At 70.7% G+C, this 22955-nt stretch carries 30 protein-coding genes; 18 read left to right on the forward strand and 12 right to left on the reverse strand.

Going from position 1 to position 22955, the window contains the following annotated elements:
- Nucleotides 1-42: 42 nt before the first annotated feature.
- Complete coding sequence (locus ACR3IO_RS06180) at nucleotides 43-981, reverse strand: LysR family transcriptional regulator (protein WP_434070296.1); 939 nt, start codon at nucleotides 979-981, stop codon at nucleotides 43-45.
- Between the two features lie 73 nt (nucleotides 982-1054).
- On the opposite strand from ACR3IO_RS06180, the gene ACR3IO_RS06185 reads away from it, so the two are divergent.
- Nucleotides 1055-1987, forward strand: coding sequence for an EamA family transporter (locus tag ACR3IO_RS06185; protein WP_434070297.1), 933 nt, complete (start codon nucleotides 1055-1057; stop codon nucleotides 1985-1987).
- Here ACR3IO_RS06185 and ACR3IO_RS06190 read toward each other — a convergent pair.
- On the reverse strand, nucleotides 1984-2361 hold the full coding sequence (locus ACR3IO_RS06190; protein WP_434070298.1) for a DUF1048 domain-containing protein: 378 nt from the start codon (nucleotides 2359-2361) through the stop codon (nucleotides 1984-1986). The genes ACR3IO_RS06185 and ACR3IO_RS06190 overlap by 4 nt on opposite strands.
- A gap of 141 nt (nucleotides 2362-2502) precedes the next feature.
- Between ACR3IO_RS06190 and ACR3IO_RS06195 the strand changes: the two genes are divergently transcribed.
- Together ACR3IO_RS06195 and ACR3IO_RS06200 are read left to right on the forward strand one after the other, a co-directional pair.
- A complete protein-coding gene (locus tag ACR3IO_RS06195; protein WP_434070299.1) occupies nucleotides 2503-3099 on the forward strand; it encodes a TetR/AcrR family transcriptional regulator in 597 nt (198 codons plus the stop codon).
- Between the two features lie 219 nt (nucleotides 3100-3318).
- A complete protein-coding gene (locus tag ACR3IO_RS06200) occupies nucleotides 3319-4527 on the forward strand; it encodes a serine hydrolase domain-containing protein (RefSeq protein WP_434070300.1) in 1209 nt (402 codons plus the stop codon).
- Between the two features lie 58 nt (nucleotides 4528-4585).
- Here ACR3IO_RS06200 and ACR3IO_RS06205 read toward each other — a convergent pair whose 3' ends face one another.
- Nucleotides 4586-4936, reverse strand: a complete 351-nt coding sequence (locus ACR3IO_RS06205) for a metallopeptidase family protein (RefSeq protein ID WP_434070301.1) — start codon at nucleotides 4934-4936, stop codon at nucleotides 4586-4588.
- Between the two features lie 185 nt (nucleotides 4937-5121).
- Here ACR3IO_RS06205 and ACR3IO_RS06210 point away from each other — a divergent pair, with 185 nt between their 5' ends.
- Together ACR3IO_RS06210 and ACR3IO_RS06215 are read left to right on the forward strand one after the other, a co-directional pair.
- Nucleotides 5122-5526 (forward strand): hypothetical protein, encoded by a 405-nt coding sequence (locus ACR3IO_RS06210; protein WP_434070302.1) that lies wholly within the window; start codon nucleotides 5122-5124, stop codon nucleotides 5524-5526.
- An 83-nt stretch (nucleotides 5527-5609) separates the two neighbouring features.
- Nucleotides 5610-6050, forward strand: coding sequence for a VOC family protein (locus tag ACR3IO_RS06215; RefSeq protein ID WP_434070303.1), 441 nt, complete (start codon nucleotides 5610-5612; stop codon nucleotides 6048-6050).
- Between the two features lie 14 nt (nucleotides 6051-6064).
- Here the strand turns inward: ACR3IO_RS06215 and ACR3IO_RS06220 are convergent, their stop codons facing one another.
- Together ACR3IO_RS06220 and ACR3IO_RS06225 are read right to left on the reverse strand one after the other, a co-directional pair.
- Entirely contained in the window at nucleotides 6065-6751 is a 687-nt protein-coding gene (locus ACR3IO_RS06220) for an SGNH/GDSL hydrolase family protein (protein ID WP_434070304.1), read from the reverse strand.
- Nucleotides 6752-6760: 9 nt separating this feature from the next.
- Complete coding sequence (locus ACR3IO_RS06225) at nucleotides 6761-7171, reverse strand: MerR family transcriptional regulator (protein ID WP_434070305.1); 411 nt, start codon at nucleotides 7169-7171, stop codon at nucleotides 6761-6763.
- 54 nt (nucleotides 7172-7225) lie between these two features.
- Here ACR3IO_RS06225 and ACR3IO_RS06230 point away from each other — a divergent pair, with 54 nt between their 5' ends.
- The 4 genes from ACR3IO_RS06230 to ACR3IO_RS06245 all read left to right on the forward strand — a co-directional run bounded on the left by ACR3IO_RS06230 (nucleotide 7226) and on the right by ACR3IO_RS06245 (nucleotide 11184).
- The gene (locus tag ACR3IO_RS06230) at nucleotides 7226-8173 is read left to right on the forward strand and encodes an aldo/keto reductase (RefSeq protein ID WP_434070306.1); all 948 of its coding nucleotides are present in this window, start codon (nucleotides 7226-7228) and stop codon (nucleotides 8171-8173) included.
- A 113-nt stretch (nucleotides 8174-8286) separates the two neighbouring features.
- A complete protein-coding gene (locus ACR3IO_RS06235) occupies nucleotides 8287-8964 on the forward strand; it encodes a response regulator transcription factor (protein ID WP_434070307.1) in 678 nt (225 codons plus the stop codon).
- A complete protein-coding gene (locus ACR3IO_RS06240) occupies nucleotides 8957-10282 on the forward strand; it encodes a sensor histidine kinase (protein WP_434070308.1) in 1326 nt (441 codons plus the stop codon). Before ACR3IO_RS06235 ends, ACR3IO_RS06240 begins: the two co-directional genes overlap by 8 nt.
- 89 nt (nucleotides 10283-10371) lie before the next feature.
- The gene (locus tag ACR3IO_RS06245; protein WP_434070309.1) at nucleotides 10372-11184 is read left to right on the forward strand and encodes a PepSY domain-containing protein; all 813 of its coding nucleotides are present in this window, start codon (nucleotides 10372-10374) and stop codon (nucleotides 11182-11184) included.
- An 86-nt stretch (nucleotides 11185-11270) separates the two neighbouring features.
- On the opposite strand, the gene ACR3IO_RS06250 is transcribed toward ACR3IO_RS06245, so the two are convergent.
- Complete coding sequence (locus ACR3IO_RS06250; protein ID WP_434070310.1) at nucleotides 11271-11942, reverse strand: DUF4097 family beta strand repeat-containing protein; 672 nt, start codon at nucleotides 11940-11942, stop codon at nucleotides 11271-11273.
- Between the two features lie 230 nt (nucleotides 11943-12172).
- Here ACR3IO_RS06250 and ACR3IO_RS06255 point away from each other — a divergent pair, with 230 nt between their 5' ends.
- The 3 genes from ACR3IO_RS06255 (at nucleotide 12173) to ACR3IO_RS06265 (ending at nucleotide 14029) form a co-directional block, all read left to right on the forward strand.
- A complete protein-coding gene (locus ACR3IO_RS06255; RefSeq protein WP_434070311.1) occupies nucleotides 12173-12937 on the forward strand; it encodes a MarR family transcriptional regulator in 765 nt (254 codons plus the stop codon).
- A gap of 86 nt (nucleotides 12938-13023) precedes the next feature.
- Nucleotides 13024-13599 (forward strand): dienelactone hydrolase family protein, encoded by a 576-nt coding sequence (locus ACR3IO_RS06260; protein ID WP_434070312.1) that lies wholly within the window; start codon nucleotides 13024-13026, stop codon nucleotides 13597-13599.
- 58 nt (nucleotides 13600-13657) lie between these two features.
- On the forward strand, nucleotides 13658-14029 hold the full coding sequence (locus tag ACR3IO_RS06265; RefSeq protein ID WP_434070313.1) for a hypothetical protein: 372 nt from the start codon (nucleotides 13658-13660) through the stop codon (nucleotides 14027-14029).
- A gap of 25 nt (nucleotides 14030-14054) precedes the next feature.
- On the opposite strand, the gene ACR3IO_RS06270 is transcribed toward ACR3IO_RS06265, so the two are convergent.
- On the reverse strand, nucleotides 14055-14534 hold the full coding sequence (locus ACR3IO_RS06270; protein WP_434070314.1) for a hypothetical protein: 480 nt from the start codon (nucleotides 14532-14534) through the stop codon (nucleotides 14055-14057).
- 159 nt (nucleotides 14535-14693) lie between these two features.
- On the opposite strand from ACR3IO_RS06270, the gene ACR3IO_RS06275 reads away from it, so the two are divergent.
- Nucleotides 14694-15350, forward strand: coding sequence for a CatA-like O-acetyltransferase (locus ACR3IO_RS06275; protein ID WP_434070315.1), 657 nt, complete (start codon nucleotides 14694-14696; stop codon nucleotides 15348-15350).
- Nucleotides 15351-15470: 120 nt separating this feature from the next.
- Here ACR3IO_RS06275 and budA read toward each other — a convergent pair whose 3' ends face one another.
- The 5 genes from budA to ACR3IO_RS06300 form a co-directional block, all read right to left on the reverse strand.
- Entirely contained in the window at nucleotides 15471-16208 is a 738-nt protein-coding gene (budA, locus tag ACR3IO_RS06280) for an acetolactate decarboxylase (RefSeq protein WP_434070572.1), read from the reverse strand.
- A 54-nt stretch (nucleotides 16209-16262) separates the two neighbouring features.
- On the reverse strand, nucleotides 16263-17156 hold the full coding sequence (locus ACR3IO_RS06285) for a TerC family protein (RefSeq protein ID WP_434070316.1): 894 nt from the start codon (nucleotides 17154-17156) through the stop codon (nucleotides 16263-16265).
- A 95-nt stretch (nucleotides 17157-17251) separates the two neighbouring features.
- Nucleotides 17252-17905: a DUF6357 family protein gene (locus tag ACR3IO_RS06290; protein ID WP_434070317.1), complete on the reverse strand. Its 654-nt coding sequence runs from the start codon at nucleotides 17903-17905 to the stop codon at nucleotides 17252-17254.
- Between the two features lie 267 nt (nucleotides 17906-18172).
- Nucleotides 18173-18715, reverse strand: coding sequence for a dihydrofolate reductase family protein (locus ACR3IO_RS06295; RefSeq protein WP_434070318.1), 543 nt, complete (start codon nucleotides 18713-18715; stop codon nucleotides 18173-18175).
- A 114-nt stretch (nucleotides 18716-18829) separates the two neighbouring features.
- A complete protein-coding gene (locus ACR3IO_RS06300) occupies nucleotides 18830-19897 on the reverse strand; it encodes a winged helix DNA-binding domain-containing protein (protein ID WP_434070319.1) in 1068 nt (355 codons plus the stop codon).
- A 108-nt stretch (nucleotides 19898-20005) separates the two neighbouring features.
- Here ACR3IO_RS06300 and ACR3IO_RS06305 point away from each other — a divergent pair, with 108 nt between their 5' ends.
- From ACR3IO_RS06305 to ACR3IO_RS06325, 5 genes are all read left to right on the forward strand, one after another.
- The gene (locus ACR3IO_RS06305; protein ID WP_434070320.1) at nucleotides 20006-20428 is read left to right on the forward strand and encodes an acyl-CoA thioesterase; all 423 of its coding nucleotides are present in this window, start codon (nucleotides 20006-20008) and stop codon (nucleotides 20426-20428) included.
- Between the two features lie 129 nt (nucleotides 20429-20557).
- Nucleotides 20558-20869, forward strand: a complete 312-nt coding sequence (locus ACR3IO_RS06310) for a hypothetical protein (RefSeq protein ID WP_434070321.1) — start codon at nucleotides 20558-20560, stop codon at nucleotides 20867-20869.
- Between the two features lie 79 nt (nucleotides 20870-20948).
- Nucleotides 20949-21455: a hypothetical protein gene (locus ACR3IO_RS06315; protein WP_434070322.1), complete on the forward strand. Its 507-nt coding sequence runs from the start codon at nucleotides 20949-20951 to the stop codon at nucleotides 21453-21455.
- A gap of 69 nt (nucleotides 21456-21524) precedes the next feature.
- Complete coding sequence (locus tag ACR3IO_RS06320) at nucleotides 21525-22046, forward strand: ASCH domain-containing protein (protein ID WP_434070323.1); 522 nt, start codon at nucleotides 21525-21527, stop codon at nucleotides 22044-22046.
- A gap of 145 nt (nucleotides 22047-22191) precedes the next feature.
- A complete protein-coding gene (locus tag ACR3IO_RS06325; protein ID WP_434070324.1) occupies nucleotides 22192-22926 on the forward strand; it encodes a hypothetical protein in 735 nt (244 codons plus the stop codon).
- Nucleotides 22927-22955: the final 29 nt, after the last annotated feature.

The following is a 22955-nucleotide window of genomic DNA, read 5'->3' on the forward strand; positions in this document are numbered from 1 at the left end:
GCCCGATCGGCGACCGTGGGTCTTCGAACGTCCAGGCGGACGTCAGCCGGCGCGCCCCAGCGTGGCCGCCCGCACCGCATCGAGCACGGCCTGCAGCGCGGGCGAGTCTGCCTGGCTTCGGCGGTGCACCGCCGCGATGTCCCGCGTCGACGCGGGCCGCACGGTCGGCACAGCCACGAGATCCGGATGCAGCGGCGGCCGACCCATACGCGGCACGAGCGCGACGCCGAGGCCCGCGCGCACGAGCTCGAGGTGGTTCTCGAACTCCATCGACTCGTGCACGATGCGGGGCGCGTTCGAGACGCCGTCGAACAGGCGTCGCAGCCACTGCCGGCAGATCGTCGAGTCGAAGGTCGCGATCCACTCCTCGCCGGCGAGGTCGGTCGGAGTCAGCTCGGTGCGGCCCGCCAGCGGGTGCTCGCGCCGAAGGATCACGTCGGCGACATCCGTGAACAGGGGCGTCTCGACGAGGTGCTCGGGCATCGCGAGGGCGAGCCCGCCCCAGCGGTGCACGATGCCGAGGTCGCGCTGACCGGATGCCACGAGCGCGACGGTCTCCCACGGCTCGCTCTCGCGCAGCGGCACCCGCAGCTCCGGATGCTCGGCCCGCAGGCGCGGGAGCACGTCGATGAGGAGGCCGCGCACCGCCGTCGAGAAGGCGCCGATGCGCACCTCCCCGGTGACCCGGCGCACGGCGCTGCCCGCACCGGCGCCCATACCGCCGGAGAGATGGAGGTCGGCCTCGATGCGTTCGAGGTCGGCGAGCACGGTCGCCGACGACGTCACGAGTTGCCGCCCGGCATCCGTCAGCACGACGCCCCGGCCGACCCGTTCGAGCAGCGCGATGCGGGTGCCGCGTTCGAGGCGCTTGATCTGCTGCGATACCGCCGACGGCGTGAAGCCGAGCGCGTCGGCCGCCGATGCGACGCTGCCGTTCGTGGCCACCGCCCGCAGCGCGACCACGGCTTCGAGATCGATCATGCAGCAATGCTACCGAATCAGGCTGCGAAATGATCGCTGGTGTTTCCGGATGCCGCGGAGTGAGATGGTGAGCATGACGAGACGCGACATGCTGCTGGCCGCCGCCGTGGCCACCCTGTGGGGATTCAACTTCGTCGTGATCGACTGGGGCATGGAGGGCATCCCGCCGCTGTTCTTCCTCACCGTGCGCTTCGCCGTCGTCGCGCTCGCGGCGATCGTCGTGCCCCGCCCGCTCGCGAGCTGGAAGACCGTCGTGGGCGTCGGGCTGTTCATGAGCCTCGGCCAGTTCGCCCTGCTCTACACCTCGATCGCGCTCGGGCTGCAGCCCGGCATCGCGGCGCTGCTGCTGCAGGCGCAGGTCGTGCTGACGATCGTGGTCGCGGCGCTCGCCCTCCGCGAGCGCCCAAGCCGCATGCAGACGATCGGCGTGCTGGTCGGCACCGTCGGGCTCGGCGTCGTGGCCCTCGGTCGCAGCGGCGACGCACCTGCACTCGCCGTCGTGCTGTGCCTGCTCGCCGCCCTCTCCTGGGCGATCGGCAACGTCATCTCGCGCCAGGCCGGCGTGGTCGCGCCGGCGAAGCGACTCGGCGCACTGTCACTGACGGTCTGGTCTTCGCTCGTCGTGCCGCTGCCGGCTCTCGGCCTGTCGATCCTCATCGAGGGACCGGATGCGATCGCCGCAGGCATCGAGGCGTTCGGCTGGCGTCCGATCCTCTCGACGCTGTACACGGCGGGTCTCTGCACCCTCGTCGGCTACGCGATCTTCAACGCACTGCTCGCGCGCAACCGCTCCGCGTCGGTGGTGCCGTGGGTACTGCTCGCGCCCGTCGTGGCGATGGCCTCCGCGGCCCTGCTGCTCGGGCAGGTGCCGAACGTCTGGGAGACGATCGGCGGACTCGTGCTCGTCGCCGGCGTGTTCGTCGCGAACGCCCCCGTGCGGCGCCGCGCCCGCCCCGCGGCATCCGCGCCCGAACCGTTCTCAGCGCGCAGCGCCCGACAGAGCTAGGTCTGCGGCACTCCGGTGACGATGCCCGCGATCGCCTGCGTCAGTCGACGCCGCTCCTTCGCGATCCACTGCCCTTCGGCGTAGTTGTCGAGCAGCGACTCGGCGAACGCCACCGGCTCTTCGCCGACGATCGCCCGGACGGGTACGTCGTCGACGGCGCACTCATCGAAGAGCGTGACCAGGTCGTCGAGCAGCGTGAGCAAGGTGGCCCCACTCGTGATCACGCCCCGGTACACGAGATACCGCTCGATGGCGTCGACGGCTGCACGGTGGCCCGAGGGAAGTTGCTGCTTCCGCAGCTTGTACTGCTGGTATCGCTGCTTCTCATCCGATGATGCGGCGATCACGTCGATCCACGTCGCGACGACGGTCATGGTGCTCCTCCTGCTCGTGCCGCCGGCTCGCGAGAATCCAGGCGGTCCATCCAAACGACACGCTACGTGTCGTGTTGCTCGGCAAACTAGCACCGGCGGTGACTCCCCCGCAACACGACACGTAGCGTGTACTCTGAGGTGATGAACGCCGCGCCCGATCCCAGCCGCCGCAGCGAACGCGCCCGGGTGGCTGTCCTCGAGTCCGCGATGGCCCTGTGCCGCGAGACCGGCTTCGCCCGACTCACCATCGAGGCGATCGCCGAGCGGGCGGGCGTCAGCAAGAAGACGATCTACCGATGGTGGCCGTCGAAGGGCGCGGTCCTCCTCGAGGCGGTCTTCGACGCTGCGGCATCCGTCGCACCGCACGGTGACACCGGCGACCTCGCCCGCGACATGAGCGCACAGATGATGGGGGTCGTCGCGCTCCTGACGCCGCAGGACACGTCGCCCGTCGCGGCAATCATCGCGGAGGCCCAGCGCGACCCCGCGATCGCCGACGCGCTGCGCGAACAGGTGATCCGCCCGAACATCGAGCACTTCGAGGAGCGCATGCGTTCGGCGCAGCGGGCCGGCGAGATCCCCGAAGATGCTGACCTCGGCGTCGCGCTCGATCTCTTCTACGGCCCCATCTACCACCGCCTGGTGTTCCACCTCGGCCTGCCCGACGACGAGGAGATGCGCGTGCGGGTCGACCACGTGATCGCCGGACTGCGCGCGGTCGGCTCGAATCAGGGCTGAGCGCAACGCGCCGCGCTCCCCCTCGACCCCTGAAGTGGGGCGGGCCCGTCCGGTTTCTGCGCGCGCCCGCGGCGTAGTGTCGCGAGTGGGGGCAGCTGCTCCCGCCCCGCGATCCGGATACCCGAGCCTCAGCGAGGGGCGACGGCATGGTCACGACGTCTCATGTCCGTGCCGCGCGCGATCCGAGCTGCGTCCCGCGCGACGCAGAGGGGCCTGGTCATGCGGAACTCGAAATGGGGAGTCGTCGCGGTCGTAGCGATCACCGTCTCCGTGCTGAGCGGATGCGCCGCCTCGACGTCGACGACCGTCGTCTCGGCCCCGCCGACCGCGGCCACCGTGCCCCTCGACCCCGCCGTGCGCGCACAGCTCGACGCGGCGCTCGACGAGGGCTTCGCGGCATCCGGAATGCCTGGGGTGGTCGTCGGGCTGTGGATCCCGGGCCAGGAGGAATGGGTCGCCACGCGCGGCGTCTCGGATCTCGGCTCGGAGCAGCCGATGGACCGCGCCAACCAGTCCAAGATCGGGAGCATCACCAAGACCGTCGTCGGCACGGTCGCGCTGCAGGTCATGGGCGACGGGCAGTCCGGCGTCACCCTCGACGACACGATCGTCCGCTGGTACCCCGAGGTTCCCCTCGCGAACGAGATCACCGTGCGCATGCTCATGAACATGTCGAGCGGGATCGCCCCTCCGGGCCAAGCTCAGCTCGACCGGATCTGCGCCGATCCGCACTCCGAGATCACGCCCGACGAGGTCATCGCCATCGGCGCGGCCACTCCGCGCGAGGCCTATTCACCGGGCGAGGGCAACACCTACTCGGGCTACAACACCTTCATCCTGGGGCGCATCCTCGAACGCGCGACCGGCACCGATCTCGCCACGCTCATCGATGACCGCCTCATGAAGCCGCTCGGGATGGAGCGGAGCCGCTTCGCACCCGATGCCGTGCTCGCGGAACCGTTCAACCGCGGCTATTCGGGGTTCTGCGGCGGGATGCCGCAGCCCACCGACACCACCGACTGGACCAACCACGAGGGGTGGGCGGCCGGCGCCATGCTCTCGACGATCGACGACCTCCACACGTGGGGCCTCGCACTCGGCGAGGGATACGGGCTCACCCCCGAGATGCAGGCCGCGCGCATCGACGACCGAGCACCCGGCACCACCGACCAGGGTTACGGGTACGGTCTCGGTGTGAGCGTGCACGTCGACCCCGAGACCGGGTGCCTCCTCGACCTCAACCACAGCGGCGCCGAGCCCGGCTATGGCGCGCACGTGCAGTACTTCGCCGGCTCCGGCGCGGTGTTCGCCCTCATCGGCAACGGCGACGGCGGCACGGGCGAGGCGTTCTTCGACGTCGTCAAGGCGATCCTCCCGGTGCTTCCGGCTTCGGTGGCCGCCACGTCGGGCGCCGACTGCGTCGAATAGCGGATGCCGCGCTGCGGCGGCATCCGTGCCCGTGGGCCTGATGCGGCGCCGACGCCGCCTAGGCCCAGCCGAGCTCCCCGAGCTTCGCGTCATCGAGCCCGAAGTAGTGGCCGATCTCGTGCACGAGCGTGATGCGCACGCGGGCGCGCAGCGCATCGAGGTCGGCGCTGTGCTCCTGCATGGTGTTCTTGAACAGCGTGATGCGGTCGGGCAGCTCGCCGTAGCCGTAGACCCCGCGGGTCTTCAGCGGGCGGCCGCTGTACAGGCCGTAGAGCCGCGGACGCTCGTTGACCGGCTGGTTCGCGGTGAGGATCGCGACGTTCTCGAGCCCCCTGACCATCTCCTCGGGCAGCGCGTCGAACGCGTCGGCGACCATGCGCTCGAACTCGTCATCCGAGATCTCGACCATGAGCCCATTCTGCGCTCGGCGCACGGCGTGAAGGGACGTGTTCGCCGTGGGCGCGATGCTCGCGACAGAGAGCCGCATGAGGCGACCGGACGTCGCGGCGGCCCGAGGATTCGCATGCCGATTCCCCTCGAATTGGGGCAGTCCATCGCCCATGCCGCGTCGGCGTGGTTGGCTAGCGTGAGCGGGTGACTCTCCCGAAACCCCTTCGCCCGGCCACCATCGCGGCGATCGTCCTTCTTGCCGCGCTCGGCCTCACGGGCTGTTCGCCGTTTTCGTCTTGGGAGGAAGACCGGCAGATGACGGCCGACGAACCGCCCACGGTCGAACCCGTCGAGCAGGAGCCGTCCGACGAGGAGATCGAGGCAGCCACGCAGGCAGTCGCCGAGCCAGAGCCGGAACCAGAGCCGGAACCTGCTTGGACGTGCTTCTCCGACGTGACGCTCAACGATGATTGGCACGACGACGTGCTCTGCAGTCGCGGCGCGGAGGCCATCCGCCCGTACCTGCGGGAGTGGGACGACTTCGTGACCGAATCCGAGATCATGGAGTCCGCGGCAGAGTATGAGGCCGAACTCAACGCGGGGCCCTGACCAGGCCGCTCCTCCGGCCGTGCGGTCAGCGCATCCGATCAGCCCCTGCCCCCGGATGCCGCGCCCGTCCTAGGCTCGGCCCCATGACCATTCAACGCATGGACAACGTCGCCATCGTCGTCGACGACCTCGACGGGGCCATCGAGTTCTTCACCGAGCTCGGCCTGGCCCTCGAGGGGCGCGCGCTGATCGAGGGCGACTTCGCCGATCAGACGGTCGGACTCGACGGCATCCGGAGCGAGATCGCCATGATGCGCACGCCCGATGGCCACGGCCGGCTCGAGCTGACGACGTACCTCGCGCCCGAGGCATCCGCTCCGACGCCCGCGATCCCGCCGCCCAACACGCTGGGGCTGCACCGGGTGATGTTCGCCGTCGACGACCTCGACGACACCCTCGCCAGGCTGCGCCCTCTCGGCGGTGCGCCGCTGCGGGAGGTCGCCGACTACGAGAACCAGTACCGGCTCTGCTACCTGCGGGGGCCTGCCGGCATCATCGTCGCGCTGGCCGAAGAGGTCGGCTGAGGGCTGCCCACCCGTCACTCGGGTTCTCGCCGCAACTCCGACGCGATCGCCTCGCCGAGCACCTTCGCGCCGTCCACCGACGGATGCAGCCCATCGGAACTCATCCCTTCGCCGTACCTCCCGTCGGCGGTACGCAGGCCCGCGGATGCGTCGACGAAGCGCCAACCCCGGTCGTCCGCCAGATCATGGAGGCGTTCGTTGTAGTCCTCCGCGCCGTCGGGCAACGCATCCATCGGCGGTATCGACACGACGACGACGTCCTCGATGGCGACGGTGTCGATGATCCGGTCGAGGTTCGCCGCCGAGTCATCGAACGGGATGCCGAAGGCGACGTCGTTGGTGCCGGCGAGCACCACGAGGACGTCTGCCTGGATCGGCCCGACTGCGTCGGCCATCATCGCCGTCGTCGCACCCCACTCCGCCCAGCCGCCCGCGAATGCGAAGCCGTCGTCGACGACGTACGTCGCCCACGACGCGGCGCCGAGGTCGCCCGCGGCGAAGTCGGGGCTGTCGGCGTCGGTGATCGAGTCGCCGACGGCGGCGAACCTGCCCGCCGCGGCGACAGCGGATGCCCCGGGCGAACCGGGACCGTCCGCGGGCCCTCGTGCAGAGCATCCGACGATCAGGCTCGCGCCCGCCGCGACGGCGAGCGCGGCGCAGACGCGACGCGAGACCGCGCCCGCTGCCCCTAGCCCGAGCATGGCGGCCGTCTAGGACTCGGTCGAGGCGGCGCGCACGTCGCCTCGGTCATCCGCGACGACCCCGCGCGCCTGCCCGCGATACCAGGCGATCTTCTCGCGCAGGTGGTTCTGCTGCTCGAGGAGCTGGTCGATCGACGCCTGCACCTCGCGGTCGTGCCGCTCGAGCAGGTCGATCCGCTGCTCGAGCGTCGACGCGTCGTCGGCGAGCGCCGTGTAGAGCTTGAGGTCGGCGATCGGCATGCCCGTATCGCGCAGGCACTTCACGAGTCCGAGCCAGTCCAGGTGCTCCTGACGATACGTTCGGCGACCGCCGGCGGTGCGTTCGATCGGCCCGATGAGGCCCTCGCGCTCGTAGTAGCGCAGGGTGTCGAGGCTGAATCCGGTGCGTTCGACGACCTGCGACGGCGTGAAGGTGGTCATGATCTTCTCCGATCGGCTTGAGCTGGAGCGCACTCCAGCATGCACCGTGGAAGCATGACGAATCCAGCACTTGTCCTCGGCGCGATGATGTTCGGCACCACGATCGACGAGTCGACCTCCTTCGCACTGCTCGACCGCTTCGTGGATGCCGGCGGCGTGTGGATCGACACCGCCGACTGCTACTCCTTCTGGGCGAGCGAGTCGGGCTACGGCGGGCAGAGCGAACTCCTGCTCGGCCGTTGGCTCGCCGCGCGCCCCGGCATGCGCGACCGCGTGCGCCTCTCGACCAAGGTCGGGGCCGAGCCGACGGATGCCGCGGACTGGCCGGCCTCGCGCGAGGGTCTCTCGGCACGCAGCATCCGCACCGCCTTCGAGGGCAGCCTGCAGCGCCTCGGCACCGACCACGTCGACCTGCTCTGGGCGCACATGGAGGACCGGAGCGTGCCCGTCGAGGAGACGGCGGATGCGTTCTCCGAGCTCGTGCACAGCGGCGCCACCGCGCGCGTCGGCATGTCGAACCATCCCGCCTGGCGCGTCGAGCGAGCACGCGCCCGGGCGATCGCCACCGGCGGGCATCCGGTCGACGCCCTGCAGCTGAGCCGCAGCTACCTCGCACCCCGGCCGGGCGCACAGCCCGAGGGGCAGAACCATCGCTTCGGCATGATGAGCGACGAGCAGGTCGACTTCGCCCACGAGAACGGGCTCGAGCTCTGGGCGTACACGCCGCTGCTGAGCGGCGCCTACGACAACCCGGCCAAGTCGATCCCGACCGCCCACGAGCACCCCGGCACCGAGCGACGCCTCGCCGCCCTCGACGCGGTGGCGGCCGAGCTCGGGGTTCCGCGTGGCCAGGTCGTGCTCGCCTGGCTGGTCGGCGGCACGCCGTCGATCACGCCGATCCTCGGCGGCAGCAAGCTGCACCAGCTCGAGAGCGCCCTGCAGGGCGTCGCGCTCGAGCTTCCGCCCGAGCTGCGGGCGCGCTTGGACGCTGCCACCCCGTGATCCAGGTCGGCTGAGCGGATGCCGCCCGCCGCGGCATCCGCTCGCTCGCCCTCGTGCCGCCCGGCCGGGCGCGCTTCAGCCCTGCTTCAGCAACCGCGACGAGAATGGCGTGGATGCGAATCCTGGTGGTCGACGACGAGGTGCGCCTCGCCGACGGCGTGCGCCGCGGACTCGAGGCCGAGGGCTTCGCCGTCGATGTCGCGCACAACGGCGTCGACGGGCTCTGGCGGGCCCGCGAGACGCGGTACGACGCCATCGTGCTCGACCTGATGATGCCCGGCATGAGCGGCTGGAAGGTCTGCGAGGCCCTGCGCGCCGAGGAGAACTGGACGCCTGTGCTCATGCTCACCGCCAAGGACGGTGAGTGGGACCAGGTCGAGGCCCTCGAGACGGGCGCCGACGACTACGTGACGAAGCCGTTCTCGTTCGCGGTGCTCGTGGCCCGACTGCGCGCGCTCATCCGGCGCGGCGGCGTCGAGCGGCCGGTGGTGCTCGAGGCCGGCGACCTGCGGCTCGACCCCGCCAGCAGGCGCGTCTGGCGAGGCGACGAGCAGGTCACGGTGACGGCGCGCGAGTTCGCCGTGCTCGAGCACCTCATGCGCCACCGAGGGCAGGTCGTCTCGAAGCGAGACCTCATCGCGGGCGTCTGGAACGACGACTTCGAAGGCGACCCGAACATCGTCGAGGTGTACGTCGGGCACCTGCGCCGCAAGCTCGACCGCCCCTTCGGGCGCGAGGCCATCGAGACCGTGCGCGGCTCCGGGTACCGGTTGGCGGCCGACGGTGGCTGAGCGGCGATCGGTGCGGCCGACGTGGTCGGTGCGGTCGGTTCGGGCCCGGGCGACCATCGGGGCGACACTCGTCATCGCGGTCGTGCTGGTCGTCGGCGCCTTCGCATTCCTCGAGATCCTGCGCGGCAGCATGCTCGGCGCCTCGACGCGAGCCGGCGAGTCGCGCGTCGAGGCACTCGCCACCCAGGTCGAGGCGCAGGGGCCGACCGCGATCGAGGCGCTCGATGACGACCTCGTGCAACTGCTGTCGTCGAACGGCGACGTCGTCGCGGCATCCGAGGAGGCTCCGGATGCCGCACTGCCGTTCGGCGACGATCCGCAGGTCTTCTCCGTCGACGACGAACCCGTGCTCGTGCTCGCCGAGGAACTCGACGACGGCTCGACCCTCGTGCTCGGGGTTCCGGTCGAGGACGACCTCGAGACGCTGGGCACCGTGACGCTGCTGCTCGCCGTGTCCGTGCCGCTGGTCGTGCTGCTCGTCGCGGGCATCACCTGGGTCGTGATGGGGCGCGCGCTGCGGCCGGTCGCCCGCATCACCGCCGAAGTCGAGGACATCACCGCCGACCGCCTCGACCGTCGCGTGCCCGTGCCGGCATCCGGCGACGAGATCGCCGCCCTCGCCGAGACCATGAACGCGATGCTCGGCCGGCTCGACGCCTCGGCGAGCGCGCAGCGACGCTTCGTGTCGGACGCGTCGCACGAGCTGAGATCTCCGTTGGCGACGATCCGCCAGCATGCCGAACTCGCGCAGGCGCATCCCGAAGTCACGTCATTGCGGGAACTGGCGGATGTCGCGCACGACGAGGGACTGCGCCTGCAGGGTCTCGTCGACGCCCTGCTGCTGCTCGCACGCCTCGACGAGGGCGCCCCGAGCGCCGACGAAGCCGTCGACCTCGACGATCTCGTGTTCGCCGAGGCTGCGCGGTTGCGGGCGGCCGGGGTCGCGGTGGACGAGTCCGGGGTGGGCGCGGCGCGCGTGCACGGCAATCCGCAGTTGCTCGGCCAGTTGCTGCGAAACCTCGCCGACAACGCCGCCCGTCACGCGCGCGGCCGCGTCGCCCTCGGCCTCACGGAACGCGACGGGCGGGCGGTGCTCGTCGTCGACGACGACGGCGACGGCATCCCCGCAGCCGAGCGCGAGCGCGTGTTCGACCGCTTCGTGCGCCTCGACGACGCGCGCGATCGCGACGCCGGCGGCAGCGGCCTGGGCCTCGCCATCGTGCGGGCCGTCGCTCGCGCCGCGCACGGCGACGTCACGATCGAGGACGCCCCGCTCGGCGGCGCGCGCTTCACCGTGCGCCTGCCCGCGGCATCCTGAACCGGAATCCCGGCGTCTGGCGACCCTTCCTGAACGGCACTTCAGGAAGCTTCAGGGTCGCTTCAGCGCCCCTTCGGCACCATCGGGGCATGAGCGAAACGACGAACACCCCGAACCTGCCCGACCCGAAGAGGGCGGATGCCGCGACGCCCGACCACTCGACCACCGAGAACCTCTCGACGACGCCGGCCACGTCGGCGCCCGCAGCATCGGCCTCGACTTCCCCGGCCCCTTCGACCTCGACCCCGGCCAAGCCGACCTCGCGCAAGCGCAAGGCCCTCATCGCCGGCGGCTCCGTGCTCGCCGCGCTGCTCCTCGCCGGTGGCGGCATCGCCGTCGGCGCCGCGGTCGCCGACGAGAACGACGACGACCGCGACGAGGCGTCGGCCACCTCCGTCTCCGATCAGGACGACGCTGACGAAGCGGACGACCGCGACGAAGACGACGTCAACGCGGGCAGTGCGATCGCCGCCGACCGCGGCACCACCTCGGCCGACGAACTGAACGAGATCGTCGAGACCGCGGCATCCGAGGCGGACGGCACGGCGGTCGGCGTCGATGCGAACGCCGACGGCAGCTGGGACGTCGAGTTCCGCACCGAGGCCGGTGACGAGACCGAGGTGCGAGTGGCCTCCGACGGCACCGCGAAGCTCATCTCGACCGAGGCCGCAGACGCGGATGACGCCGACGACGCCGCGCCGCAGGGCGCGCTCGACTCGGCGACCGTGCGCGCGCTGGTGACCGCCGCGCTCGGCGAGGTCGACGGCCGGATCGTCGACCTCGACGTGAACGACGACACGACCTCGCCCTACGACGTGTCGGTGCTCACGGGCGACGGACGCACCGTCGACGTCTCGCTCGACGCCGACTTCACGGTGGTCGCCACCGGCGCCGACGACTGACCGCCACGAGCGCGTGGCCGATACGCGACGCGCCGCCCGAACCCATCGGTTCGGGCGGCGCGTTTCTGCGTCGTCGTGCGTTCGGCCTAGAGGCTGCGCGCGTCGATGTCGCCGTACAAGGTGGTCGCCTCGATGCTGAGCTCGGCGCCGGCGCCCTTCGCGTTCTTCAGGGCGTTCTGGATGCGGCCGAAGCTGGTGCCGGCATCGAGGGTGGCGGATGCCTCGGCGACCGCGCCGATCGACACGTCACCGGCCTGGGTGCGCAGCACGACCGTGCCCTGCACGGCCTCGGCGATCGAGATGTCGCCCTTCGACGTGGTGATCTGGGCGGCGCCGTTGAGACGGCCGACCGAGACGTCGCCGGCGAGGGCGGTGAGCCGCACGCTGTCGGCCTCGTCGATCTTGATCGTGCCGTAGGCGCCGTCGAACGCGACGTCGCCGAGGCGTCCGACTCCGCGGAACTCGGCGGCGGCCGCCGTGCCCTCGACGCGCGAGCCCGTGGGGACCTGCACCGTGACCTCGATCATGCCCGAGGGGCCGACGAGCTGGTTGCCGGCCGGGGTCACGACGCGCACGACGCCGTCGTGGAACTCGACCGTCGTGCGCTCGGCGGCCTTGACGTCGCGGCCCTTCGAGGCGTTCGCGGGGCGCACCTCGACCGTGGTGTCGGTGCGATCCGCGGCGATGACCTGCACGCGGCCGGCCGAGATGTTCAGCACGGCGGTGATCGGGGCGGTGGTGGTGAACTTCTGCAGCATGGCGTGCTTCCTTCTCGAGTGGATCGGTTGGTTTCTGATATCGGAAACGCTACGTTGCGTTCACGGATCGCACAACAGAAGAATTGCGTTGTCAAGGTAAAAGACCTGATCAGACGGCAACAATCATTGCAATGGCTGAGAAATCAACGCAATGGCAACGCCGAGATCCGTTGCAATGGTTGAGAATGAACGCAATACTGGACCCACGACTCGAGCACGAAGGAGACGCCATGCCAGGAGGCCGGCTCACGCAGCACGAACGCCAGCAGATCGCGCTCGGCCTCGCCGACGACCTCGCCTACGCCGAGATCGCCCGGCGCCTCGACCGCCCCACCTCGACGGTCACGCGCGAGGTGATGCGCAACGGCGGCCCCGCGGCGTACCGAGCCGACCTCGCCCACCGCGCGACCGAGCGCCGAAGCCACCAACGCAAGAGCGCGGCATCCGCTTCATCGCAGGAACCGCAGCCCCTCGGCCGCGACGCCCGAGCCGTGCAGGAGTACGAGGAGGCCTTCACGACCCTGCTCATGCAGTCGGGCCTGCCCCGCATGGCGGCCTCGGTGCTCACCTGCCTCTACATCTCCGACGACGGCAGCCTGACCGCGGCCCAGCTCGTGCGGCACCTGCAGGTGAGCGCGGCATCCGTCTCGAAGGCGATCACGCTCCTCGAGAACCTCGGGCTCGTGCGCCGGCAACGCGACGACGGGCGCCGCGAACGCTACGTCGCCGACACGGATGCCTGGTACCAGTCGATGATCGCCGCGGCGCGATCGAACGCCGCACTCGCCGAGACGGCCCGCCAGGGCGTCGGCGTGCTCGGGCGCGACACCCAGGCCGCGGCCCGGCTGCAGAACATGGCGCGCTTCCTCGACTTCGTCGGCGAGAGCATCATCCGCGCCGCCGAGCAGGCCCGCGACATCCTGTCCGAGGGCTCCACGGCGGCCGGCTCCGCGGCGGCCGGTGCCACGGCCGATCCCCCGGCAGACCACGTCTAACGCGTCGCTCGCGGTCGACATGATCGCCCCCAGCGGGTATCGTCCGGTGCGATCGGAATCGGCGATGCTCGACGAACGGGGAACGCATGTCAGACATCCTGCTCTTCCACCACGCGCTCGGACCGAACGAGGGCCTGCACACCTTCGCGGACGAACTGCGGCAGGCCGGGCACACCGTGCACACGCCAGATCTCTTCGACGGGCGCACCTTCGGCACGATCGACGAGGGCGTCGCCTACGCCCGAGAGGTCGGCTGGGACGAGATCATGGCCCGCGGCGAGCGCGCAGCCGACGCGCTGCCGAACGAGCTCGTCTACGCGGGGTTCTCGCTCGGCGTCGTGCCCGCCCAGATGCTCGCCCAGACCCGCCCCGGTGCCGCCGGCGCGCTGTTCTTCTCCTCCTGCCTCCCGGCGGAGGAGTTCGGCGAGTGGCCCGCGGGGGTACCGGTGCAGATCCACGGTGCGGATGCCGACCCGATCTTCATGGACGAGGGCGACGTCGATGCCGCCCGCGAACTCGTCGAGATCGCCGACGATGCCCAGCTCTTCCTCTACCCCGGCAACCAGCACTACTTCGCGGACTCCAGCCTGCCGGGCTACGACGCCGATGCGGGCCGGATCCTCATCGAACGGGTCCTCGCATTCCTCTCCCGCGTCGGCTGAGGTCGCGGCGGCTGTGGCGCCTGCCTTCGCGCCGTTCGCCGGCCGATAGTCTGGCGCGGTGATCGCCGCCATCGCCCTGACCGTCATCCTCGGAGTACTTGCGGTGTTCCAGCTCGCGCTGGCGCTCGGCGCCCCGCTCGGGCACTTCGCCTGGGGCGGGTCTCATCGGGTACTGCCCGCCAAGCTGCGCATCGGCAGCCTCGTCTCCATCGTGATCTACGCGCTCATCGCCGTGCTCGCGCTCGACCGGGCCGCCGTCATCGACGTGGTGCCCGACGTCGTCTCGACCGTGGGCATGTGGGTGGTGTTCGGCTACTTCGTGCTCGGCATCGCGATGAACGCGATCTCACGCAGCAAGCCCGAGCGGTACACGATGACCCCGATCGTCGCGGTGCTGGCGGCGCTGAGCCTCATCGTCGCGCTCGGCTGACAGGAACGGTCGGCCGGGGCGCGAATCAGCGCTCGCGGGCGGCGTGCCTGAGGTCTTGCACGAGCCTCGGCGTCCGCCACTGCCAGACCTCGGTGAACCATCGGCCGACCGGGTACGACAGGCGCACCACGAAGTAGTTGACGTACTCGATCACGCCGAACAGCCACACGGCGAGAACCAGCAACGTCGTGCCGAGCCCGTCGGGCCACCACACGAACACGCCGACCAGGCCGATCGCCAGCACCGCGACATCCGTGATCCTGAACACCCGGTACGCGGTCGCCCACGCGCTCGGCATCGGCCGCAGGTGCACCCAGCGGCGGGCTGCCAGCCAGTACGTGCCGGCCTGGATCAGGATCACGAGCAGCGGGAGGAGCGCGGACCAGAGCGCCGCGACATCCGAGGCCGACTCGAGCCGGGGGGCGACGAGCACGGACGCGATGATCGTGAAGACCAGCGCCGCCGCGAGCTCCCCGATGCCGAGGCCGAGGTACGTTCGGCGCAAGGCAGATCGGCGGCCCGCTGACATCCGGCCAGCGTAGCGGCCGAGGTTCGGACGCGCCGCACGGCTCACGGATCCCGTGCTCGAGGTCCTCGCTCGGGCAGGCTGAGCGGTGCGTCGCCGCGGGACGCACACGTCGGCGGCACGTGCCACGATGAGCGGATGACCCGTCCCGAACCCATCGACGTGACCGGCTGGAACCGGCGGGAGACGTTCGAGTACTACCGCCACCGGGTGCCGTGCACCTACGCGATCACGGTCGAGCTCGACGTGACCGCGTTCGCCGAGGCGCTTCGGCATTCGTCGCGCAAGACCTACCCGGCGCAGATCTGGGCGATCGCGACGGTCGTGAACCGCGCCCGCGAGTTCCGCATGGCAGAGACGGATGCCGGTGAGCCCGCGTCGTGGCCCGTCGTGCACCCCGCGTTCACGGTATTCAATCCCGAGCGCGAGACGTTCGCGGCCGTGTGGACGCCGTACGACGAGGACTTCGGCCGCTTCCACGACCGGGCTGCGGAGCAGCTCGCCGCAGCCGCGAGCGCGACCACGATGTTCCCGCAGGGCGAGCTGCCGCCGAACGCCTTCGACGTGTCGAGCCTGCCGTGGACGAGCTTCACCGGGTTCACGCTGCAGATCGACGGCGGCACAGGCCACCTGCTCCCGATCTTCACGCTCGGGCGCTACCTCGAGCGCGACGGCCGCACGCTGCTGCCGCTCGCCGTGCAGATCCACCACGCGGCCGCCGACGGGTTCCACACGTCGCGGCTCGTTCGCGAGCTCGAGCGGCTGCTCGCCGATCCGAGCTGGGTGGACGCCTGACCCGAGCCTCGCTCGGCGCCGGTCACCGACCGCCGCGGACGCGAATGGTCGCTTCGGCGCGTGCATGGCGACCATTCGCGTCCGCGGCGCGGTCTCAGGCCGCCGCGCGGCAGCGCGACGTCAGGCCGCGTCGGCCCCGCCGCCCTCGACGGCGACGATGCGGTGATCGTCGGCGTGCGTGAGCTCGGTGCGCAGGAACAGGTCGTCGGTCGGCAGCCGCAGCTCGAAGCGGGCGTACGGCGCGACGCGCAGGTCGCCGTGATCGACGGCGAGGTCGAGCACGTGCCCGCCGACGCTGCGGTCCTCGCTCAGGAAGTGCAGGTGCAGCCCCGCGACGGCGATGCCCTGGTAGATCGCCGGGGTCCAGAATCCGACGAGCGTGCCGCGGATGTCGCGCACCTCCGTCTCGACCTGGTGGTCGGTGACGACGCTGAGCGGCGGAAGCGGATGGTGCTGGCGCGGCGTCACCCGCACGCGCACGTGCGCGAGCACGCCGTCGAACCGCACGGCGTGGAACAGGTTCCGACTCACGAGCTTCGCCTCGACGGATGCCGTGAAGCCGGCGAGGTCCCGGTCTCGAACGCCGACCCCGGCGAGCACCGGGAACCGGCACACGATCGCGAACGGCAGCACCTCGTCGTCGAGCATCGGGACGGGCGGGTTCGAGGTCGTGCACTCGATCACGTCGCCGTCGAGGATGACGACCTCACCGCCGAGGTGGTCGACGCAGCCGAGCCCGAAGTCGCCGAGCGTGCGCGCCTCGGAGACCGTGAGACCCGATTCGTACGCACCCGCCAGCAACGCGTCGAGCACCGCGAACTGCGTCACGGCTGAACCTGGCACGACCGACGGAGTCATCACGGTTGGAGCGTACTCCCGGGGTCGTGCGCCACGCGGCTCCCGCGCGAACGGTCAACCGAGCCCGGCGCGCTCCTCCGCGGCATCCGCTTCGCCTTCGACCGGACGGCTCGACAGGCCGACCGAACCCGCCCCCGCGCCCTTCGAGAGCGCGGCCGCCACCGCGATCGACTCGTCGACGTCGGGGTACTGCGGTCGCAGGTGCACGGCCTCCTGGCGCTTCTGCTCGCGCTTGGCCTTGCGCCCTGAGGCGACGAGGTTCAGCGCCTCGACGAGGATCGCGAACGCCATCGGCGCGTAGATGAGCGCCTTGTCGATGTGCACGCCGAAGCCCTCGGCGATGAGGAACACGCCGATGAGCAGGAGGAACGACAGCGCGAGCATCTTCACGGTCGGGTGGCGGTTCACGAACGTGAAGATGAACCGCGATGCGAACAGCATGATGCCGAACGAGAGCACGACGACGGTGACGATGACGAGGAGGTTCTCGGTCATGCCGACGGCCGTGATCACCGAGTCGAGCGAGAAGACGATGTCGAGGAGCAGGATCTGGATGAGGACCGACCCGAACGTGATGCGCTTGGGCGCGGCACCGTGCTCCTCTTCGGCACCCTCGAGCTTGTGGTGGATCTCGGTGACGGCCTTATAGACGAGGAAGAGCCCGCCCGCGATCAGGATGAAGTCCTTGACCGAGAAGCCCATGCCGAACCAGACGACGACGTCTTCCTTCAGGGTGATGATCCACCCGGCGAAGAAGACCAGGATCACGCGGATCACCATGGCCAGGGTGAGGCCGAGGTTGCGCGCGCGGGCCTGCTGCTCCTTCGGCAGCTTCGACGCGAGGATCGAGATGAAGATGACGTTGTCGACGCCGAGCACGATCTCGAGCACGAAGAGCGTCACGAACACGGCGATCAGGTCGGGCGTGAAGGCGAAGGAGAAGTCCACGCGCCCAATCGTAGAGGGCGGGGCGAGCGGCTAGGGGGTGCGGTGTCCGCGACGCCCGTCCGGCGACGGCGGGTCAGCGTGCTCCGGCCCCAGCCTCATGACCACCGCTCGAACTCGACGTCGAGACGCGGGTCGGCGCGAACCCGGACTTCGCCATCGGGCGAGTCCGCCGGGTTGTCCAGTCGCTCGAGGCCGAGGAACCCGATCAGCTCGATCAGCTCGGCTCGGTCGGCCCGGTCGTCATCGAGCCCGTGCGAGTCGAAGAAGACGTAGTACTGGTCGGTCGGATCCACGATGCCCGAATCGGCCCAGATGCGAGCGACCTCCTCGATCGCTGCGGCCTCGGTCGTGATCGTGGCGGCGCGGGCGGCACCGCGGACCTCGGGCGACGCGTCGAGGTCGGCGAGATCCGTGAACCACTGTCCGAAGTGGTCGAGACCGGCATGTCCGTTCTCGAAGAACCGCATCACGCTCGGCATGTAGCGATTGGGCCGGTCGATCTTCAGGTAGTCGGTCCGAGACCGGTCGGCGACCTCGACCCTGGCGATCGCGCCGTGGGCGAGCAGGAGCACCAGGCTCTGGCCTGCCCGCTCATCCACGATGGAGTACGTGTCGGCCTCCCGTTCCCCGAAGAACGCGGCGAATGCCAGGTACGCCTCCTGCGGGTCGGCCAGGGAGACGCGCTGATCGTCGCCATCGCCGACCCCGAAGACGAAGTCCTTCGGTCCGGGCTTATAGGGGCGGGCCATGGGTGTCCTCCGCTCGAGCCAGTCGTCTGCACCAAGGTAGTGGAGCGCGGGCTCCTCCCCGCGCACCACCTGCAGTGTCGGTGGGTGGCGGGAGGATGTCCGTGTGGCCACCTCGGATTTCGACGTCCTGCTCGCCGATTGGGAGTTCGACGAACACGGCCTCTCAGGGCTCGACGAGCATCGTCGCGCGGCGGTTGCGCACGTCGCCGGGCAGGGTGAACCGACGCGGTCGATGGTCGACAGGCGGGGCCGCGTCGAACCGCCGAGCTACTCGGCCGGCGGTGCCGGTGCGTACCTCGCGGCGATGATGCCCGACTCGTAGGTCTCCACGCCGAGCAGCTTCAACCCGACCGGATGCGGCGTGCGCAGCCTGATCTCGCTCCCGTCGCCACCGACGAGGAACGGGTGGATGCCGACGTGCACCTCGTCGACGAGCCCGGCGTCGACCAGCGTCGCGGCGAGCTGCCCGTAGCCGTGCGAGATGAGCGAGCCGTACCGCTCGCGCAGGCCGCGCACCGTCTCGGCCACGTCGCCCTCGATGAGCGTCGCGTTCCAGTCGAGCGGGCCCTTCAGCGTCGTCGAGGCGACGTACTTCGGCAGGGTGTTGTAGTGGTCCGCGAAGCCTCGGTCGTCGGTCTGCTTCGGCCAGTACTCGCGGAAGAACTCGTAGCTCTCGCGGCCGAGCAGCACCGCGTCGGCGCCGAAGACGAGCGCATCGGAGGCCCGTTCCAGCCCCGGATCGTGCTCGTCGAACCACTGCTCCATCTGGTCGAACACGCCGTCGAGCGTCATTTCGAATGAGATCGTCACGGTTCCCATGCCTTCCAGCATGCTCCGACGGGCGGCGGATGTCACGGGTCGGCGAGGTCGGGAGCCATGCAGTCCGCCACCGGCCGACGGCACCACGCCACCACGGCACGGGGCTCAGTCGCCGTCGAACTGGACCCTCGCCTCGAGCCCGAGGAAGTCGCCGTACCGCGACGCGGCATCCCGGATCGCCTCCATCTCGCGCTTCGACAGCGTGCGATGCGGATGCACCGCGAAGGTGACCGCCTTCGCCGTCACGGTGCGCTTCATCGCGGCGACGAGCTGTGCATCGAGCAGGGCCATGCCGATCGCCGACTCGCGGACCTTCGGCACGACGCCGTCGGCGTCGATCATCCAGCGCGAGTCCTGGTAACCGCGGTACATCTCGTCGAGCACCTGCAGCAGGTGCGCCGCCGGTGCGGCGGAAGCCGGAGGCTCTCCGGGGGCGTGCAGGAACGTGCGCCCGTCATGCTCGAACGCGTCGAGCCGGTCGCCGGCGGCGGCGATGCCGCGGCGCGCATCGGTCACGGTGAGCGTGGCCCAGTACGCGAGGTCGCGCTCGGTGGCCGGCCCGTGCGACGTGAAGTACCGGAGGGCGAGCTCGGCGAGGGCCTCGTCGCGCTCGAGGCGGCGCGGTGAGGGCACCCGATCGGCGAAGAGGGCGTACGTGTGCTCGCCGTCGCGCGGCACGCCGCTGCACACCCGACTCAGCACCTCGAGGCGTCCGAGCAGCAGCATGAGCTGGTGACCCGTGAGGGGCTCGCCCCGCTCGGCCAGCCCGTCGGCGAGGTCGCTGCGGGTGCGGTCGGGCGACTCGGCGAGCATCGCCTCGACCGCGTCGTCGAGCGCGCCCAGCCGGTCGGCGATCGGCTGCAGCTGCTGCTCGAAGACGGGCATCACCCGCGGCGACGTGAGGTCCTGCAGCCAGCGCGCGTCATCGGCGTGCACGTAGTGCCAGGTCGAGCGCAGCACGTGGATGCGCAGCACCCGCCCGTCGGCGAGCGCGCCGGCGAGGTCTTCCGGCCGCGGCGAGGCCGTGCGCGTCGCGACCGCCCACGCCGACTGCGACGGGTTCTCGGCCTGCACCGCCGTGAGTGAGCGCACGACCTCCTCGGCCGTGGAAGCCGGGGCGGCGAGGAGCTGCGACCGCAGTCGCCAGCGCGCGAGGTCTCGGTCGGTGATCATCCCTGCAGCGTATGGCGCGGTGCACGCGCACGGCCAGCATGGGCTGGCCGCGTCCGCCCCGGCGGCGTAGCCTGTGCCGCGACGCGCCCGCCGCGACGAGGAGGTCCGATGGCGAGAACCCCGATCGTCTACGAGACCACGCATCGCATCGCCTTCTCGGAGCTCGATCCGTTCCAGCACGTGAGCACCGGCAACTACGCCAGGTACTTCACCGACCACCGCATGGAGGGCCTGGCACGCTACGCCGGCTGGGACCTGCCGACGCTCGGCACGCTCGGATTCATGACCTGGGTGCGGCGCATGGAGATCGACTTCATCAGGCCGGCGACCGCGGACCAGGAGGTCTCGATCACCTCGTTCGTGCGCGAGTTCCGAGGCCCCGACGCGATGATCGAGTGCACGATGACGGATGCCGCGGGCACGACGGTCTCGACGTGCCTCATGATCGTGGCCCACGTCGACGCACGCACCCGTCGCGCGACGGACTGGCCGGACGACCTCCAGGCGCTGTTCTTCGAACCCGGCGACTGAACCTCCGGCATCGCCGTTCCGCGGCGCTCGGCCTGACGGCTAGCCTTGGCCGGGGCGGAACGCGAACGGGAGCGACATGCACGGGCAGTCTGGGCGGCACGGCGGGCGCGCGCACGCACCGGCCGATCGGTGACGGGATTCGAGGCGACGCCGACCCGCCGCATCGAGCTGACCCTGCATCGGCCGTGGTTCGCCCTGCACTGGGGCGTCAAGCCGACCCTCGTCATCGCCGGCCGCGGTCAGCCCGCGCAGTGGGGTGTGGGAACGTGGCAGGTGCCGTCCGAGGAGACGGTGATCGTCGGGGTGTTCCTGTTCAATCGGGTGTGGCGCTTCGGACAGGCCGAGTTCGCGCTCGAACCGCAGCAGTCCCCGGCGCTCACGTACCGGGCACCGGCGCTGCCGTTCCTCCGCGGACGCCTGCGGGAAGGCGGTCGCCCGTAGGTCGAGCGGGGCGCGCGGCCCTTGTGCCGGGGCATCCGCCGCTGGCACCATGACGGCATCCCTACGCCCTGGAGGCCGCATGCCCGAGACCCTCGACCACGCTCCGAGCGCCGCACTGGCCACGCTGCCCGGCGCGGCGGTGATCCGGCGCATCCGTCGCCTGGTCACCTGGGCGATCGGCACCGCGATCGTCTACGGCACGGTATCGGTGGCCTCCAAGGGCGGATGCCCGGGTGGCATCGCCGCTGACGGCGGATACCTCGATGCGAACGGCCGGGCGACCGACGTCGTGCCGCAGTGCGTGTCCATGACCATGCGGCCGTCCGGGGTCGTCTTCCTCATCATCGGGGTCATCGTGATCTGGGCGCTCACGCGGGTCCTGCGGCGGGCGTCCGGCACCGCCGATGCGATCCGGATCCTCGACCGTGCGACGATCGCCGTCGTCGTGATCGCCGCCGCATGGACGGTGCTCGCATTCGTGTCGTTCCTGTCGGCCCCGATCGACCAGTGGGACGGCAGCGAACCCTTCAGCTCCGGCTTCATCTTCGGCAGCGTCGAGATCGTTCGGACTCCCATGCAGCCGTAGGCAGCGGCGTCGTCGTCGCGACGCCCTCCCACTCGCCTGCAGGTTCGCTCTGCTGCGAGACTGACGTGCATGGAGAACTCCGCCAACGCCACCGCCGAGAACGCACCGGTCGACCGGGCCGCCGCCACCGAGCTGTGGGAGGCCTACCGGACCGCTCGCCCGAAAGTGGCGACCGACGTCGAGCCGCCCTCCGTGGAGCGGTTCGGCGACCACCCCGAGCTCACCGATGAGCTCCTCGACCTGGTGCTCGCGGGTCCCAAGCGAGCGACCGCGACGCTCGTGGCCGAGTTCGAGGCCGAGGACCAGCCGCTGCCCCGGGTCGGCAGCCACTGGATCGCGTGCGACTCGACCGGTCGGCCCCGGGTCATCCTGCGCAGCACGGAACTCCGCATCGCGGTGCTCGACGACGTCGACGAGTCGTTCGCCTACGACGAGGGTGAGGGTGATCGCACGCTCGCGTCGTGGCGCGACGACCACGTCCGATACTGGCGGCGGTCGACCGCACGCCTCGGCTTCGAGTGGACCCCCGACCTCGAGATCGTCCTGGAGCGCTTCGACGTCGTGTGGCCGCTCGCGCAGGCGGCGGACTGAGGCACCCACGCACCACGGCCGCGGTGCCGCATCAGGGAGGGCCCCGAGTCACGGGTCCCGTCGTACCGCTACCCTGAGCGCAGCCCGCGCAGTGCAGCCCGCACACCGCACACCGCACACCGCACACCCGCACGATCGGAGATCAATGAAGCTCGCCACCCGCCGCACGCCGATCATCGTCGCGGTCGCCGCCGTCCTGCTGCTCGCCGGCTGCTCTGCAGCTGCACCGACGCCGACCACGACGCCGGATGCGGCAGAGCAGCCCGAGGCGAGCCCCACCCCGACGGTCGAGCCCGAACCCGTGGACCCGCTCACCACCGTCGCCACCATCGTGGTGCGGCCCGAGCAGCTGGAACTCCTCGACGCGAGCGACGCGGTCATCACGACCCTGTCGTACGACGACGAGGCGGCGGAGTTCATCGGCGCCCTGACGACGGTGCTCGGTGCGGCACCCGCGCAATCCGAGTCGGAGGGCGGCCTCGAGTCGCCGCCGAGCACGGCCTACGACTGGGACGGCCTCTCGGTCCGTGACGATCACGAAGCGGATGTCGCCACCGAGGGCGAGGGCACCTACGACGGGATCGACATGAACGTGAGCGTGAACTTCGCCACGCCGACCGTCGGCGACGGCGTGGCGGTGCGCACCGTGAACGGGTTCCAACCCGGTGGCGACGCGGAGGCGCTCGCCGCCGAGCTGGGCGAGCCCTGGTACGACAACGGCTACGACCAGGTCCGCGTCGAGACCGGCGCACCGATCGGCGAGCCGACCCCGGGCATCGAGTACGAGAACGCCTACTCCGTCGCCGTGAACACGTGGGAGCACGACGGGGTGTCGAACACGGTGTTCGCCCCGTGGAACTTCGGCATCGGCCACGTCTGACCCGCCGCGGTGCCGTCGTGAGGCGAGTC

Origin of the sequence: Agromyces sp. Marseille-Q5079 (assembly GCF_051016555.1) — a bacterium.
In the GTDB taxonomy this organism is placed as follows: Bacteria; Actinomycetota; Actinomycetes; order Actinomycetales; family Microbacteriaceae; genus Agromyces.

What these genes read in the sequence shown, in the direction of transcription:
- ACR3IO_RS06275 (WP_434070315.1), top strand. Translation starts at nt 14,694, where the DNA reads ATGACCCGTCCCGAACCCATCGACGTGACCGGCTGGAACCGGCGGGAG.
- ACR3IO_RS06220 (WP_434070304.1), bottom strand. Translation starts at nt 6,751, where the DNA reads ATGCTCGGGCTAGGGGCAGCGGGCGCGGTCTCGCGTCGCGTCTGCGCC.
- ACR3IO_RS06290 (WP_434070317.1), bottom strand. Translation starts at nt 17,905, where the DNA reads ATGGCCCGCCCCTATAAGCCCGGACCGAAGGACTTCGTCTTCGGGGTC.
- ACR3IO_RS06235 (WP_434070307.1), top strand. Translation starts at nt 8,287, where the DNA reads ATGCGAATCCTGGTGGTCGACGACGAGGTGCGCCTCGCCGACGGCGTG.
- ACR3IO_RS06325 (WP_434070324.1), top strand. Translation starts at nt 22,192, where the DNA reads ATGAAGCTCGCCACCCGCCGCACGCCGATCATCGTCGCGGTCGCCGCC.
- ACR3IO_RS06200 (WP_434070300.1), top strand. Translation starts at nt 3,319, where the DNA reads ATGCGGAACTCGAAATGGGGAGTCGTCGCGGTCGTAGCGATCACCGTC.
- ACR3IO_RS06320 (WP_434070323.1), top strand. Translation starts at nt 21,525, where the DNA reads ATGGAGAACTCCGCCAACGCCACCGCCGAGAACGCACCGGTCGACCGG.
- ACR3IO_RS06195 (WP_434070299.1), top strand. Translation starts at nt 2,503, where the DNA reads ATGAACGCCGCGCCCGATCCCAGCCGCCGCAGCGAACGCGCCCGGGTG.
- ACR3IO_RS06215 (WP_434070303.1), top strand. Translation starts at nt 5,610, where the DNA reads ATGACCATTCAACGCATGGACAACGTCGCCATCGTCGTCGACGACCTC.
- ACR3IO_RS06315 (WP_434070322.1), top strand. Translation starts at nt 20,949, where the DNA reads ATGCCCGAGACCCTCGACCACGCTCCGAGCGCCGCACTGGCCACGCTG.
- ACR3IO_RS06205 (WP_434070301.1), bottom strand. Translation starts at nt 4,936, where the DNA reads ATGGTCGAGATCTCGGATGACGAGTTCGAGCGCATGGTCGCCGACGCG.
- ACR3IO_RS06190 (WP_434070298.1), bottom strand. Translation starts at nt 2,361, where the DNA reads ATGACCGTCGTCGCGACGTGGATCGACGTGATCGCCGCATCATCGGAT.
- ACR3IO_RS06185 (WP_434070297.1), top strand. Translation starts at nt 1,055, where the DNA reads ATGACGAGACGCGACATGCTGCTGGCCGCCGCCGTGGCCACCCTGTGG.
- ACR3IO_RS06230 (WP_434070306.1), top strand. Translation starts at nt 7,226, where the DNA reads ATGACGAATCCAGCACTTGTCCTCGGCGCGATGATGTTCGGCACCACG.
- ACR3IO_RS06250 (WP_434070310.1), bottom strand. Translation starts at nt 11,942, where the DNA reads ATGCTGCAGAAGTTCACCACCACCGCCCCGATCACCGCCGTGCTGAAC.
- ACR3IO_RS06305 (WP_434070320.1), top strand. Translation starts at nt 20,006, where the DNA reads ATGGCGAGAACCCCGATCGTCTACGAGACCACGCATCGCATCGCCTTC.
- ACR3IO_RS06245 (WP_434070309.1), top strand. Translation starts at nt 10,372, where the DNA reads ATGAGCGAAACGACGAACACCCCGAACCTGCCCGACCCGAAGAGGGCG.
- ACR3IO_RS06225 (WP_434070305.1), bottom strand. Translation starts at nt 7,171, where the DNA reads ATGACCACCTTCACGCCGTCGCAGGTCGTCGAACGCACCGGATTCAGC.
- budA (WP_434070572.1), bottom strand. Translation starts at nt 16,208, where the DNA reads ATGACTCCGTCGGTCGTGCCAGGTTCAGCCGTGACGCAGTTCGCGGTG.
- ACR3IO_RS06180 (WP_434070296.1), bottom strand. Translation starts at nt 981, where the DNA reads ATGATCGATCTCGAAGCCGTGGTCGCGCTGCGGGCGGTGGCCACGAAC.
- ACR3IO_RS06300 (WP_434070319.1), bottom strand. Translation starts at nt 19,897, where the DNA reads ATGATCACCGACCGAGACCTCGCGCGCTGGCGACTGCGGTCGCAGCTC.
- ACR3IO_RS06255 (WP_434070311.1), top strand. Translation starts at nt 12,173, where the DNA reads ATGCCAGGAGGCCGGCTCACGCAGCACGAACGCCAGCAGATCGCGCTC.
- ACR3IO_RS06260 (WP_434070312.1), top strand. Translation starts at nt 13,024, where the DNA reads ATGTCAGACATCCTGCTCTTCCACCACGCGCTCGGACCGAACGAGGGC.